Source organism: Rhodococcus sp. NPDC055024, from assembly GCF_053608585.1.
Map to the genome: position 1 here is coordinate 290424 of NZ_JBSGVT010000004.1, position 12687 is coordinate 303110.

The 12687-nt window shown below is 64.6% G+C and carries 14 protein-coding genes; 10 read left to right on the forward strand and 4 right to left on the reverse strand.

From position 1 onward, the window contains the following. The first annotated feature begins 33 nt into the window (after positions 1–33). From ACWF6P_RS12185 to ACWF6P_RS12200, 4 genes are read left to right on the forward strand one after another with little or no spacing between them, the layout of a single operon-like run. Positions 34–2292 carry an ABC transporter permease gene (locus tag ACWF6P_RS12185; protein WP_452621164.1) on the forward strand — a complete coding sequence of 753 codons (2259 nt, stop codon included), beginning with the start codon at positions 34–36 and terminating at the stop codon, positions 2290–2292. Then, positions 2285–3028 carry an ABC transporter ATP-binding protein gene (locus tag ACWF6P_RS12190; RefSeq protein ID WP_050656716.1) on the forward strand — a complete coding sequence of 248 codons (744 nt, stop codon included), beginning with the start codon at positions 2285–2287 and terminating at the stop codon, positions 3026–3028. The genes ACWF6P_RS12185 and ACWF6P_RS12190 overlap by 8 nt, the downstream gene beginning before the upstream one ends. Beyond that, positions 3025–3783 (forward strand): ABC transporter ATP-binding protein, encoded by a 759-nt coding sequence (locus ACWF6P_RS12195; RefSeq protein WP_378548642.1) that lies wholly within the window; start codon positions 3025–3027, stop codon positions 3781–3783. Before ACWF6P_RS12190 ends, ACWF6P_RS12195 begins: the two co-directional genes overlap by 4 nt. 2 nt (positions 3784–3785) lie before the next feature. Beyond that, a complete protein-coding gene (locus tag ACWF6P_RS12200) occupies positions 3786–4145 on the forward strand; it encodes a hypothetical protein (RefSeq protein WP_003942018.1) in 360 nt (119 codons plus the stop codon). 115 nt (positions 4146–4260) lie between these two features. Here the strand turns inward: ACWF6P_RS12200 and ACWF6P_RS12205 are convergent, their stop codons facing one another. Both ACWF6P_RS12205 and ACWF6P_RS12210 read right to left on the reverse strand, forming a co-directional pair. Then, positions 4261–4650, reverse strand: coding sequence for a VOC family protein (locus ACWF6P_RS12205; protein WP_230812137.1), 390 nt, complete (start codon positions 4648–4650; stop codon positions 4261–4263). A 29-nt stretch (positions 4651–4679) separates the two neighbouring features. After that, positions 4680–5573 carry a 1,4-dihydroxy-2-naphthoyl-CoA synthase gene (locus ACWF6P_RS12210; protein WP_024487301.1) on the reverse strand — a complete coding sequence of 298 codons (894 nt, stop codon included), beginning with the start codon at positions 5571–5573 and terminating at the stop codon, positions 4680–4682. A gap of 83 nt (positions 5574–5656) precedes the next feature. Here ACWF6P_RS12210 and ACWF6P_RS12215 point away from each other — a divergent pair, with 83 nt between their 5' ends. The 3 genes from ACWF6P_RS12215 to ACWF6P_RS12225 are packed head-to-tail and all read left to right on the forward strand — an operon-like array spanning position 5657 to position 7793. Continuing rightward, the gene (locus ACWF6P_RS12215) at positions 5657–6301 is read left to right on the forward strand and encodes a PaaI family thioesterase (protein WP_037129937.1); all 645 of its coding nucleotides are present in this window, start codon (positions 5657–5659) and stop codon (positions 6299–6301) included. 1 nt (position 6302) lies between these two features. Continuing rightward, positions 6303–7298: an o-succinylbenzoate synthase gene (locus ACWF6P_RS12220; protein WP_452621165.1), complete on the forward strand. Its 996-nt coding sequence runs from the start codon at positions 6303–6305 to the stop codon at positions 7296–7298. A gap of 48 nt (positions 7299–7346) precedes the next feature. Further along, positions 7347–7793: a DUF6918 family protein gene (locus ACWF6P_RS12225; protein WP_378447170.1), complete on the forward strand. Its 447-nt coding sequence runs from the start codon at positions 7347–7349 to the stop codon at positions 7791–7793. Between the two features lie 66 nt (positions 7794–7859). On the opposite strand, the gene ACWF6P_RS12230 is transcribed toward ACWF6P_RS12225, so the two are convergent. Together ACWF6P_RS12230 and ACWF6P_RS12235 are read right to left on the reverse strand one after the other, a co-directional pair. Further along, positions 7860–8687, reverse strand: a complete 828-nt coding sequence (locus ACWF6P_RS12230) for a siderophore-interacting protein (protein ID WP_452621166.1) — start codon at positions 8685–8687, stop codon at positions 7860–7862. A 58-nt stretch (positions 8688–8745) separates the two neighbouring features. Continuing rightward, positions 8746–9348, reverse strand: coding sequence for a flavin reductase family protein (locus tag ACWF6P_RS12235; RefSeq protein ID WP_452621167.1), 603 nt, complete (start codon positions 9346–9348; stop codon positions 8746–8748). 68 nt (positions 9349–9416) lie between these two features. Here ACWF6P_RS12235 and menD point away from each other — a divergent pair, with 68 nt between their 5' ends. From menD to ACWF6P_RS12250, 3 genes are all read left to right on the forward strand, one after another. Continuing rightward, on the forward strand, positions 9417–11030 hold the full coding sequence (menD, locus tag ACWF6P_RS12240; RefSeq protein ID WP_452621168.1) for a 2-succinyl-5-enolpyruvyl-6-hydroxy-3-cyclohexene-1-carboxylic-acid synthase: 1614 nt from the start codon (positions 9417–9419) through the stop codon (positions 11028–11030). Continuing rightward, positions 11027–11470: a DUF3592 domain-containing protein gene (locus ACWF6P_RS12245; protein ID WP_452621169.1), complete on the forward strand. Its 444-nt coding sequence runs from the start codon at positions 11027–11029 to the stop codon at positions 11468–11470. The genes menD and ACWF6P_RS12245 overlap by 4 nt, the downstream gene beginning before the upstream one ends. A 68-nt stretch (positions 11471–11538) precedes the next feature. Next, positions 11539–12684 (forward strand): glycosyltransferase family 4 protein, encoded by a 1146-nt coding sequence (locus ACWF6P_RS12250; protein ID WP_378447175.1) that lies wholly within the window; start codon positions 11539–11541, stop codon positions 12682–12684. Positions 12685–12687 lie beyond the last annotated feature (3 nt).

Genomic DNA, 12687 nt, shown 5'->3' on the forward strand with positions numbered 1-12687 from the left:
ACCGCCGCCCGAGTCCCTAACGAGGGTTCAGCCATGAACACTTTTGTCACTTTCACGATCCTGGGCCTGGTCCTGGGATCGGTGTACGCGATCGCCGCTTCCGGGCTGGTGCTCACGTACAACACGTCAGGCATCTTCAACTTCGCGCACGGTGCACAGGCAATGCTCGGTGCGTTCATCTACTGGCAGTTGCGCTACGGCTGGGAACTTCCCACCGTCGTCGCTTTGCTGATTTCACTCGTCCTGGTCGGGCCACTGATGGGCCTGGGCCTGTACGTCCTGATCATGAAGGGTCTGCGCGATACCGCCGAGGTCACCAAAATCGTTGTGACGGTCTCGATCCTGCTCGGAATGCTCTCGATCTCGCACTGGTTCTGGCACCCCGAAACTGCTCGGACGATGCAGATGTTCTTCGGCGACCAGTCCAAGATCACGGTGTTCGGCGCGAGCATCCGCTACCACGAGTTGATCTGCATCCTCGTTGCGATCGCCATTGCCGTCGGCCTGCGGATCCTGTTCACGCGCACCCGCGCCGGCGTCGCGATGCGCGGCGTCGTCGACGATCCGGAACTACTGCGCCTCAACGGGCACAATCCGGAGCGCCTCGCGGCACTCTCGTGGGCGATGGGTTCGACGCTCGCCGTCCTCGCCGGCATCCTGATCACCCCGATCAGCGGCGGCACGCTCGAAGCGAACATGCTGACACTCTTGGTGATCGACGCGTTTGCCGCGGCCATGTTCGGCCGGTTGCGCAGCATCCCGCGCACCTTTGTCGGCGCCGTGGTTCTCGGGCTTGCCGGTACGTACGTATTGGCGTACTTCCCGACGAGTTGGAGTTGGACGTCGAATTTCCGTGTCTCCCTGCCGATGATCGCGCTGTTCGTCGTACTCATCGTCCTACCTCAGGACCGCTTGCGCGGTGCGGTCACTCGTACTCGCGAGCGCTACCACGTGCCGAGCGTGCGCAAGGCCGTCGTCTGGGGCGTGGCCCTGATCGTCATCGTCTACCTGATCCGTCTGCTGATGGTGACGTCCGCGGTCACCACACTGACCATCGGAATGACGTTTGCGATCATCGCACTCTCGCTCACCCTCCTCACCGGCTATGCGGGTGAATTGAACTTGGCGCCGGTGTCTTTCGGCGCTATCGCCACCATCGTGGCCTTCCACTTCGGGATCTCCGGTTCCGGATTGGCCGCGCACCTCAACCTGTGGGGCATCGTCGTCGGAGTCCTGGTCACCGCAGTCATCGGCGGCCTGGTCGCCCTACCGGCGCTGCGGCTGCGAGGACTGTATCTGGCGCTTGCGACCATGGCCTTCGGAGTGTTCCTCTCCAACATGGTCCTTCGTGACACCACCGAACACGAGATGTTCGGCATCCGGTACTCGCTGTTCAAGGACGGCAACATCGCCCTGCCGCCGCTGAAGATCGGCCCGCTCGATCTGAGCAACGAGACGGTGTTCCTGATGACCGTGACCGCGCTGTTCTCGGTACTCGGCGTCGGCGTCATCGCGTTGCGTAACAGCGGCTACGGGCGCCGACTCGCTGCGATGAAGGACAGCCCGGCCGGTTCGGCCATGCTCGGGCAGAGCCTGGTTCGGCTCAAGCTGAGCGTCTTCATGATCTCCTCGGGGATTGCCGGCCTCGGCGGCATTCTGATGTCGAGCGCCATGGGTTCCGTTTCGGGCGAGAGTTTTGCCATCATGGTCAGCCTCTCGCTGCTCATGCTGACCGTCGTCGCGGGTATCGGATACGTGACCGGTGCCCTGTTCGGTGGGCTCATGGCCGGAATCGGTTTTGCCGTCATCATGGTCTCGTTCACCAATCTGGCTTCGGCGCAACCGGAGTTGGAGGGAATGTGGCTGCTCTTCGGCAACATCGCGGCCGTCAGCCCGGCACTGATCGGCATCGGTGTCGGCGCGAACCCCAGCGGAACGGTCCACAGCGTGATCGAGGGCTACCGAAGGCTTGCCGATGCCAGGCCGGTTCTGATCGGCGGCGCCGCAGTTGTTCTGCTGACGTACGTCCTTGCACTGACCGGCGTGCTCGGCAACTGGTGGTTCGCGTCCATCACGATTGCCGTGGTGTTCATGCTGCCGGTGATCGGTGAGATGGTCGTGCCCAGTGCGGTTCTCACCCCGGAAGAACTGGCTGCCAAGTCGACAATCGTTCCCGAGGACGTCGGGATCGCCGTTCCGTACAGCCCCGAGATCCGTGACGAGATCGACCGCGAACTGGGGATTCCTCAGTACCAGGGCGGCTCGCCGAAGGAGTTGACCGCTCATGTCTGATGCACCACTTCTCGAAACACGCGGTGTGAGCGTTCGTTTCGGTGGACACGTCGCGGTCAAGGACGTTTCGCTCACCGTGCAACCCGGCACGGTGACGGGACTCATCGGACCGAACGGTGCCGGCAAGACGACGCTCTTCAACACCATCACCGGGCTGCAGAAACCCACCTCCGGTCAGGTGTTCCTCGGTGGCGTCGACGTGACGAAGCTGCCGCCGCACAAGCGTGCGGGTCGAGGGCTGGCACGTACCTTCCAGCGGCTCGAGTTGTTCGTCTCGCTGTCGGTGCGTGACAACCTGCGCGTCGCGGGAGACATCCACAAGGCCAACGGCCGCAACAAGATCGATGTGGACGGCGAGACCGATCGCCTGCTGGAGCTGACTGGGCTCACGGATGTCGCGGACAAGGACGTCGCGGACATTCCCACCGGACGTGCTCGCGTCGTCGAAGTTGCACGAGCCCTCATGACCGACCCGCGAGTGCTTCTGCTCGACGAACCGGCCTCGGGTCAGACCGAGCAGGAAACCGAGGTCTTTGCCGAGATGCTCACCGAACTGGCTGCGGGTGGACTCGGAATCTGTCTGGTGGAGCACGACATTCCGCTGGTGATGAAGGTGTGCTCGACCATTCACGTGCTCGACTACGGCGCTGTCCTCGCTTCGGGTGATCCGGAGAAGATCCGAACGGATCCGGAAGTGATCGCGGCCTACATCGGGACCGAGGAGGAGGCGGTATGACTTCAGCGAAAATTGGCGAGGCGAAAATCGATGAGGGCATACGCAGCCCCGACCGCGCCGAACCGTTGCTCGAACTGTCCGGTGTCCGCGCCGGTTACGGGTCCATCGAGGTTCTGCACGGGGTGGATCTGGTTCTCGAACCCGGCGCCGTGGTGGCGCTGCTCGGGCCCAACGGCGGCGGCAAGACGTCGACGCTCAAGATCTGCTCGGGAATCCTGCCCGTCACCCGCGGAGAGTTCCGGCTCGCGGGCCAGGTCGTGAACGGCGTCGAGCCTTCGGAGTTGGCGCGGCTGGGTGTCTGCTCCATCCCTGAGGGACGCGGGATCTTCGCGAACCTCACCGTGCGCGAAAATCTGTGGATCGCCACGGGAACGGGCGTCGGGTTGGCCGAACTCGAAGAGGTTGCGTACGGCAGGTTCCCGATCCTGGGGGAGCGGCGCGGACAGTTGGCCGGATCGATGTCCGGTGGTGAGCAGCAGATGCTGGCGCTGTCGCGGGCACTCGGCACTCACCCGACGGTGCTCCTGCTCGACGAGCTGTCGATGGGACTCGCACCTCGAATCGTCTCGCAGATGTACGACGTCGTCGGCTCACTTGCAGCCGAAGGCATTTCCATTCTGGTTGCCGAGCAGTTCGCGCGAGCGGTGCTGCCCATCGCGACCTCGGCCGCACTGATGTTGCAGGGACGCGTCGTGAAAACCGGCGATCCGCACGACATCGAAAACGAACTTTCTACCAGTTATCTAGGAGGATGACGATGACTACTCTCGCCGAAGATCGCCGTGAGGAATTCAAGAAGAACATCGCAGAGTTGAAGCTGGACAAGAAGCAGGCAGGCGGCGACGCTGCTACGCGCATCGCGGGCCTGGTGCTCATGGTCGTCGGAGTGGTCGGCGCCTTCGTCGTCTACATCTCCTCGCTGACGCTCTCGGACCTGCGTGATCTGGTGTCGTACCAGATCCTCACCGTGGTTTTCCTCGCCCTGACGGTGGTCGGCGCTGCGCTCTTCCTGGCCGCATCAGTGGCAAAGGTGCTGCGGCTGTGGTTGGTTCGCCAACTGCTCGAGGGTCAGGCCCAGACCGATCAGATCTCTCAGGCGCTGAGCACGCGCAACTGAACTTGCGAAGGACCGACAGATGCCCGCCACGGAAAGTTCGTGGCGGGCATCTGTCGGTCTCGAAAACAGTGGTGTCTCGGAAACAGTGGTGTCTCGGCTACACCGGGTCTGACAGTTACACGGACGGCGGCCGGGAATCGCGTCGGATGGGATGGTCCTCCGGGATCTGCACCATCACGATCGGGGTCCCGTCGGGGTCGGCGATCCACATCTCGTGCAGACCCCACGGTTCCTGCCTGGCCTCGCGGGCGATCTTGACCCCGGCGAGAACCAGTTCGGTCTGAGCGGCAGTGAGGTCACGGACCTGCAGCCAGATCGCGCCGCGAAACCCACCCTCGCCGGTGCCGCCGTGCGCAGCGACCTCGATCAGCCCTTGGCCGGCGAAGAAGACTGTGCCGCCTGGGTATTCACGAGCGATCGCCAAACCGAGGGTGTCTCGGTAGAAGCTCAGCGTTCGTTCGTACTCGCTCGGGCGCAATATCGTACGGCTACTCAGAATCTCCACGTCCGGCCTCCCGTCTCACACCTACTGTCTCAGAAGTACCAGGGATATGGTGACCAATCGGGATCGCGCTTCTCGAGGAACGAGTCGCGACCCTCGACGGCCTCGTCGGTCATGTACGCCAAACGCGTTGCCTCACCGGCGAACAGCTGCTGGCCGACCAACCCGTCGTCCTGCAGGTTGAACGCGTACTTGAGCATCCGCTGTGCCTGCGGCGACTTGCCGTTGATCTTGCCGGCCCAGTCGATCGCGACGTTCTCGAGTTCCGCGTGGTCGACAACCTTGTTGACGGCGCCCATCTGATGCATTTCCTCGGCGGTGTACGTCTCACCCAGGAAGAAGATCTCGCGGGCGAACTTCTGGCCCACCATCTTTGCCAGGTAGGCGCTGCCGTAACCGCCGTCGAAGCTTCCGACATCGGCGTCGGTCTGCTTGAAGCGAGCATGCTCGCGGCTCGCGAGCGTCAGGTCGCACACCACGTGCAGGCTGTGGCCGCCGCCCGCAGCCCAGCCGTTGACCAGGCAGATGACTACCTTCGGCATGAAGCGGATCAAGCGCTGAACCTCGAGGATGTGCAGGCGTCCGGCGCGTGCCTTGTCGACGGTGTCCGCTGTTTCACCTTCGGCGTACTGGTAGCCGCTGCGGCCACGGATGCGCTGGTCTCCGCCCGAGCAGAACGCCCAGCCGCCGTCCTTCTCGCTCGGTCCGTTGCCGGTGAGGAGGACCGCTCCCACGTCGGAGGTCATGCGGGCGTGATCGAGGGCTCGGTACAACTCGTCGACGGTGTGCGGGCGGAACGCATTACGCACTTCCGGTCGGTCGAAGGCGACGCGAACGGTGCCTTGGCTGACATGCCGGTGGTAGGTGATGTCGGTGAGGTTCTCGAATCCGGGGACAGGGCGCCAGAGCTGCGGGTTGAAGGTCACCTGAGCCACGATAGAGGCACGCCTCGCGCGTCTAACGGATACCTGAGGTAGAACACGTTCCCGGGCGCGCTAACGTGCAGGTCATGAGCGAACAAACCGCAGACGGCACGGAGATCGTCACAGACGGTGAGAAGCGGGGCGGATTTCCGCGGTTCCGGCACACTCCCGCAGGTCCGGACTTCGGCCGCTTCGTCGAGGCGATGCGCAGGTTGCAGGACCTTGCGGTCTCGACCAACGTGCCCGACGACGTACTCGCGGACATCGCCACGCAGGCCGAGGAGCTTGCCGATCGGTTGACGCCGTACGAGGTCCCGGAAGGCAAGTCGCCCGCGGGTTCCAACATTCAACTGCCCGGTCGCGGCAGCCTCCTCATGCTTCCGTGGATGGTCGAGAAGTTCGACACCGAAGGAGTCCGCAGTACCGGTGTCTTCCGTCGCTACCACCTGGGCGGCAACGGTGCCGCTCACGGCGGCGTATTGCCCCTGCTTTTCGACGACGTCTTCGGGATGACGGTCCACGCGGGTGGCCGTCCGATCTCCCGCACCGGCTACCTCCACATCAACTACCGCGCCATCACTCCGCTCAATCAACAACTGGTGATCGAGGGGCAGGTGGATCGGGTCGAGGGTCGCAAGACTTTTGTCAGCGCGCGCCTGACCGATCTCGACGGCAAGCTCCTCGCCGACGGTGAGGCGCTCATGATCGAACTGCTTCCGGGACAGCCCTGACATGTTCCCCTCGTTCGACGATCTGATCGCGGACGCCGTGGTGCTCGCGCTGCCGATGCGAGTTCGCTTTCGCGGCATCACGACTCGTGAGGCGCTGCTCGTTCGCGGCCCGGCCGGGTGGGGAGAATTCGCCCCGTTCGTCGAGTACGACGACGAAGAGGCGTCGCAGTGGCTGCTCGCGGGTATCGAAGCGGCGTGGCTGGGTCCGCCGCCGGCGCTTCGTGACGCAGTTCCCGTCAACGCGACCGTGCCTGCGATCGACGCGTTTGCCGTTCCTGAATTGTTGGAGCGCTTCCCCGGGGCCCGGACCGCCAAGGTCAAGGTCGCCGAGAAGGGGCAGTCGCTGGCGCAGGACGTCGCACGGGTGAACGAGGTGCGTCGGCACATCCCGAACGTGCGCGTCGATGCCAACGGCGGTTGGAGTGTGGACGAGGCGATCACGGCTTTGCGTGCGATCACAGAGGACGGTGACCTCGAATACGCCGAGCAGCCGTGTGCCAGCGTCGAGGAACTGGTCAGGGTTCGCGCCGCGGGGACGGGTGTGCGGATCGCTGCCGACGAGAGCATTCGCCGCGCCGACGACCCGCTGCGCGTCGTACGAGCCGGGGGAGCGGACGTAGCCGTCGTGAAGGTGCCGCCACTGGGTGGAATGCGTGCTGTGGTGGCGCTGTCGGCGCAACTGGCGGACTACGGGGTGCCGGTGGCGGTCTCGAGTGCGCTGGACACGGCTGTGGGGATGTCAGCGGGGCTGGCTGCCGCGGCAGCTTTGCCTTCGCTTCCGTTTGCTTGCGGCCTCGGCACCGGCGGCCTGTTCGTCCGGGATGTCGCGGTCACCGGGGCAGCCGTCGATGGCGCTTTGTCCGTTGGCGCGGTCGAGCCCGACCCCGTTCTACTCCAGACGCTGGCCGCGCCGGCGGACCGGCGCGACTGGTGGCTGGATCGTGCTCGGCGCTGCCATCGGATACTCGGCGGTAAGGACCTGCCGAATTTCGTATAGTCTCGGGCCCGACCTGATGAACATCAGTGAAGAATGAAGGGATCGAAAGTGGTTGCAGCTCTGAACGAAACCCTGCTCGAGGAATCACGGGTTCCCGCGGTCGTCGCGGACGTGCAGACCTTGATCGACGCAGAGGTTTCGGATAAGTCGGGGGCCTCAGGGCTGGCTCTCAAGGGTGGCTACGGCGCGGTCAAGAAGGTGAGCCCGTCCATCGTGCCGGACGCCGTCACCGCGCTTCTGCCGGCTTTCGTGGCAAAGCTCGAGCCGTACTGGCAGGACTTCTCGGCTTCCGGTGAAGGCAGCTTCGCCGATTTCATCAGCGCCCGCGGTGACGCGGTTGCCGATTCCCTCCTCGAGGTGACGGACGAGCGTATCGACGGCAGCGACAAGGCCGTCGTCAAGTCGATGTACTCGAAGCTGCGCGGTTCGGCCAAGAAGCATGTGACTGCAGCTCTGCCCCGTCTGGGCGAGCTGATCCAGAAGCACGCTGCCTAAGCGAACATAAAACAGCGAGCGGCCCGGGAGTTTCTCCCGGGCCGCTCGTTGCTTTTGATGAGTCCGTCAGTGAGCCGAATGGCCGTGGCGCCAGAAGCCGGTGAAGGTGATGTCGGTTTTGGCGAACTTACGGTCGTTCACGAGATGCCGACGCAGCCCGGTGGTAAGTGCCTGTTCGCCGGCGACAAACGTGTACGACGGCCCCTCGGGCAGTTTGGCATCGCGGACGGTCTCGAGGGTAAGAACACCCGGCGTTGCGTGTTCGTCCTCGCGAACGAGCCAATGCACGTTGACGTTCGCCAGCTCCGGAATGTCTTGCTTGTCTTCGATGTTCGGAATCTCGACGAAGACCTCGGCACGCAGGTCTGCGGGCGCGGATTCCAGAATGCCGATGATCGCGGGAAGCGCACTCTCGTCGCCGACGAGCAGTTGCCACGTAGCTTCGGGAGTGGGGTTGTAGATGCACCCCTCGTCCAGGAGGGCGACCTTGTCGCCGGCCGACGCGGTGTCCGCCCACGCGGATGCCGGGCCGATGTCGCCGTGGTAAGCGAAGTCGATGTCGATCTCCGTGGTCTCGCCGAAGAGGCCTGATCCGGCCGCGCGGTAGGCGCGAATCGTGTAGTTGCGCACGACAGGTCGCGTGTCCTTGGACATCAACAGATACTGCGCGTACCAGAGATTGCTTGCCGCGCTCGGCAACCGGAGTTCACTCTGGCCGAGTTGCGGGATGAACATGCGGAACCATTGATCGGCACCCATCGGTGCGATGGTGGACAGTTCCTCGCCCGCAATGGTCACTCGGATGAACCTGGGGCTGATTCGCTTGTTCGCCACGACCTGCGCCGACACGATGCTGCGTGAGGCCGGTTTCACGAACTTGGCGCGCTTGGCCATGACTGGTTGCTCCCTGATTATCTGTTACTCGTACCTAATCAGGTAACCCTAACCTGATTTACGGTCGCTGTGGAGTGGTGGGTCTGTCCTTTTCGACGACTTCGGGAGGAAGACCCCACTGCGCTCGGCCAAGTCGGCTCATCGGTGCGATTGTCGCGAAGTCCGGCAGGCCGTCGTCGGCGACAGCCTCGGGACGTATTGCGACCGCGACCACATTTCCCATCACGACAAATGAATTACCGACCTCGATGACCTGGTAGAGCGTGCATTCGATGGCGATCGGGGAGTCGGCGACCCGGGCGGGGCGAACCCGCTCACTCGGCTCACTCGCGATACCGAGCTCGAGAAACTCGTCGGCCTCGGCGTCGTAGAAGGCGGAACTCTGGTTCACCGCGTCGGCGAGCCTGGCAGTCGCCAGGTTGATCACGAATTCGCCGGTCGCTTCGATGTTGCGCAGACTGTCCTTACGTCCGACCGACGTGAACTGCACGATCGGCGGCGCCGAACTTGCCACGGTGAAAAAGCTGTACGGGGCCAGATTGCCGACGCCGTCCGCCGACAGGGTGGACACCCAGGCAATCGGCCGGGGGACCACCGAAGCGGTGAGTAACTGATAGAACCGGCGGGGTTCGAGCTCGGCTGGATCGAAGAGTGTGCGCACCCACACATAATGCCGCTGTCCCCGCCCCTGGGCATGCTTGCGCCCGAACATCTGACACTCTTGAAGGCGTGAATCCGTCCACTGCACAAGCCACAGCCGTCGTCGACGAACTGGTTCGTGGTGGCGTGCGTGAAGTCGTGCTGTGTCCAGGCTCTCGCAACGCGCCCCTCGCATTTGCCCTCCAGGCTGCCGATCTCGACGGCCGGTTGCGTCTGCACATGCGGATCGACGAGCGGACAGCAGGCTTTCTGGCACTCGGACTGGCAATCGCCGGGAAACGACCGGTCCCCATCGTGATGACTTCCGGGACCGCCGTCGCGAATCTCGGACCCGCTGTCCTCGAGGCCAACTACGCGCGAGTGCCGCTGGTGGTCCTGAGCGCGAACCGGCCGTACGAGATGCTCGGCACCGGCGCCAACCAGACCGTCGAGCAGCTCGGGCTCTTCGGCAGTCAAGTCCGCGCAACCATCAGCCTGGGCCTGGCGGAGGACGATTCGACGCAGAACAGCCAGTGGCGCTCGGCGGTCTGTCGGGTCCTCGCCGCTGCCCGCGGAACCCGGTCCGGAAACGCGGGTCCGGTGCACTTCGACATTCCACTTCGTGAGCCGCTGGTGCCGGACGTGCACGTGCAGGGACCGGTTCCGGAGGGACGTCCCGGCGGTGCGGCCTGGACCACCACCCAGAATGCGACGCTCGACGTTCCCGTCGATCTGGATCTGACCGCAGATACGGTGGTCATTTCCGGACACGGTAGTGCGCTTCGGCCTGAGCTGGCGGGCCTGCCGACCGTGGCCGAGCCGACGGCTCCGATGCACGGGATCGCACTGCATCCACTCGCTTTATCGCAACTCAAGCCCAAGCAGGCGATCATCACCGGCCGCCCGACGTTGCATCGTCAGGTCTCGAAGGTGCTCGCCGACCCGGGCGTCGACGTCTACGCGCTGACTACGGGGCCGCGCTGGCCCGACGTATCCGGCAACGTACTCGCCACCGGAACCAGGGCAGTGGTCACCGGGACGCCAGATCCCGCCTGGATCGGTCGATGCGCCGCGCTGACCGAACACGCCGAAACTGCCGTCCGCAAGCAACTCGACGCCCACCCCAAGGCCACCGGCCTGCACGTGGCAGCTGCCGTGATGGATGCACTCGCGGACGGCGACCAGCTTCTGCTCGGCGCGTCCAACCCCGTTCGCGACGCGGCCCTCGTGAGCTACCCCAAGCCCGCCGTGCGGGTGCTGTCCAACCGCGGTGTCGCAGGTATCGACGGCACCGTCTCGGCGGCGGTCGGTGCTGCGTTGGCGTACGACGGTGGCCGGACCGTCGCCCTCATGGGCGACCTGACATTCCTGCACGACGCTTCCGGACTGCTGATCGGGACCGGTGAGCCGAGGCCGAGTGACCTCACCATCGTCGTCGCCAACGACGACGGCGGCGGCATCTTCGAGCTCCTCGAACAAGGCGACCCGCAGTACGCGGGAGTCTTCGAGCGAGTCTTCGGAACTCCGCACGGCATGGACCTGGCCGCGCTCTGTGCGGCGTACCGCGTGCCACACGCAGCTGTCACCGTCGACGCCCTGGCCACGACGCTGGCACAACCAGCCAACGGCATCCGTGTTCTCGAAGTCGCGACAGATCGTAGTGGTCTGCGCGAACTCCACGCTTCCGTGCGGGCACAGCTGTGACGCAAAAGGTTCTGCGTCGCTTCCGCATCGGCGTGATGGTGGTTGCCATCGGCATTTCGGTGCTCGCGGTCATCCTCGTCCTCGGGGCCTGGCGCAACGATCGGACCATCGAATCGAACATGGGGACCGCAACTGCCGAGGTGCTCTCGGCGGGCTCGCTTCGGTCGGCGATCAGCTTCGTGACACCGGACGGCGCGAATCACAACCCCGAACTCGGTGTGCTCTACCCCACCAATCTGACTGTGGGACAACGTATCGAGGTGGAGTACTACAAGACGGACCCCGATTTGGTCAGGGTAGCCGGACGCAACGCGACGGTGGCGCTGATCCCGGCCGGATCCGTGATCGTCGTGACGTGGCTTCTGGCAGGACCGTCGATCTGGTACCTGCGCAAGCGGGAAGCACAGGCAGCGGGTTCGGCGCCGGTCGCCTCGAGTTAGTTCGCGCTTCGCCCGAACTTCACACGAACATGACGTGGACTTTTCCTGGCCCTGTCACCGTTCTCGGTGTGAGAGTAGCCATCGTTGCGGAGTCATTCCTGCCCAACATGAACGGCGTCACCAACTCGGTACTGCGCGTGCTCGAACACCTCGATCGCACTGGCCACGACGCCATGGTCATTGCGCCGGACACTGTCGGATCCGACACCTCTGCCGCCACCGAACACGAAGGTGTTCAGGTGGTTCGAGTGCCCGCTGTCATGGTGCCCAAAGTCAGTTCACTCCCCGTCGGCCTGCCACAACCACGTCTGACGACGGCCGTGCGGACCTTCGCGCCCGACGTCGTACATCTGGCATCGCCGTTCCTGCTCGGTGCCGGGGGAGTCGCCGTCGCCAAACGCCTCGGAATCCCCACCGTCGCGGTTTACCAAACCGATGTCGCCGGATTCGCCGAAAGCTACGGGCTCGGCGTCACCAGTCGCGCCGCGTGGGCGTGGACCCGTCGAATCCACAAGAGCTGCAACAGGACCCTCGCGCCGTCCACCTCGGCGGTCGACGCCCTCGAAGAGCACGGCATTCCGCGTGTCCACCGGTGGGCCCGCGGCGTCGACGCACAACGATTCGCGCCTTCGCGTCGTAGCTCGGGGTTGCGCCAGTCCTGGATCGGTGACAGCGACAGGTTGGTGGTCGGCTTCGTCGGTCGCCTCGCGCCCGAAAAGCACGTCGAACGATTGGCGGCGCTGGCCGGCGATCCCAGTGTGCAGATCGTCGTCGTCGGAGACGGCCCGGACCGCCAGAATCTGCAGCGACTGATGCCGGACGCGATCTTCACCGGACAACTCGGCGGTACCGCGCTTGCTGACGCTTACGCCAGCCTGGACGTGTTCGTTCACCCCGGCGAGCACGAGACCTTCTGCCAGGCGGTTCAGGAAGCGCTCGCGAGCGGTGTGCCCGTCGTCGGCCCGGACGCCGGTGGCCCGCGTGACCTGATCTCGCATTGCCGCAACGGCTACCTCCTGCCGACGGACAGGTTCACCGAACTCCTGCCCAGCGCCGTCGACGCACTTCGCCAGCGTGATCTGCGAGTGCAGTTCGGCTCCGCAGCGAGGCGCTCGGTGCTGCACCGCACCTGGCCGGCCATCTGCGAAGAGTTGCTCCGTCACTACGAGGACGTGCAGGGCCTCGGGCGGCGAACGGGCGCCAGAGCAGCCTGAACG

Excerpts from the sequence above, each read along its gene's own strand:
- ACWF6P_RS12185 (WP_452621164.1), top strand. The coding sequence starts at position 34 with ATGAACACTTTTGTCACTTTCACGATCCTGGGCCTGGTCCTGGGATCG.
- ACWF6P_RS12190 (WP_050656716.1), top strand. The coding sequence starts at position 2,285 with ATGTCTGATGCACCACTTCTCGAAACACGCGGTGTGAGCGTTCGTTTC.
- ACWF6P_RS12195 (WP_378548642.1), top strand. The coding sequence starts at position 3,025 with ATGACTTCAGCGAAAATTGGCGAGGCGAAAATCGATGAGGGCATACGC.
- ACWF6P_RS12200 (WP_003942018.1), top strand. The coding sequence starts at position 3,786 with ATGACTACTCTCGCCGAAGATCGCCGTGAGGAATTCAAGAAGAACATC.
- ACWF6P_RS12215 (WP_037129937.1), top strand. The coding sequence starts at position 5,657 with ATGAGCGAACAAACCGCAGACGGCACGGAGATCGTCACAGACGGTGAG.
- ACWF6P_RS12220 (WP_452621165.1), top strand. The coding sequence starts at position 6,303 with ATGTTCCCCTCGTTCGACGATCTGATCGCGGACGCCGTGGTGCTCGCG.
- ACWF6P_RS12230 (WP_452621166.1), bottom strand. The coding sequence starts at position 8,687 with ATGGCCAAGCGCGCCAAGTTCGTGAAACCGGCCTCACGCAGCATCGTG.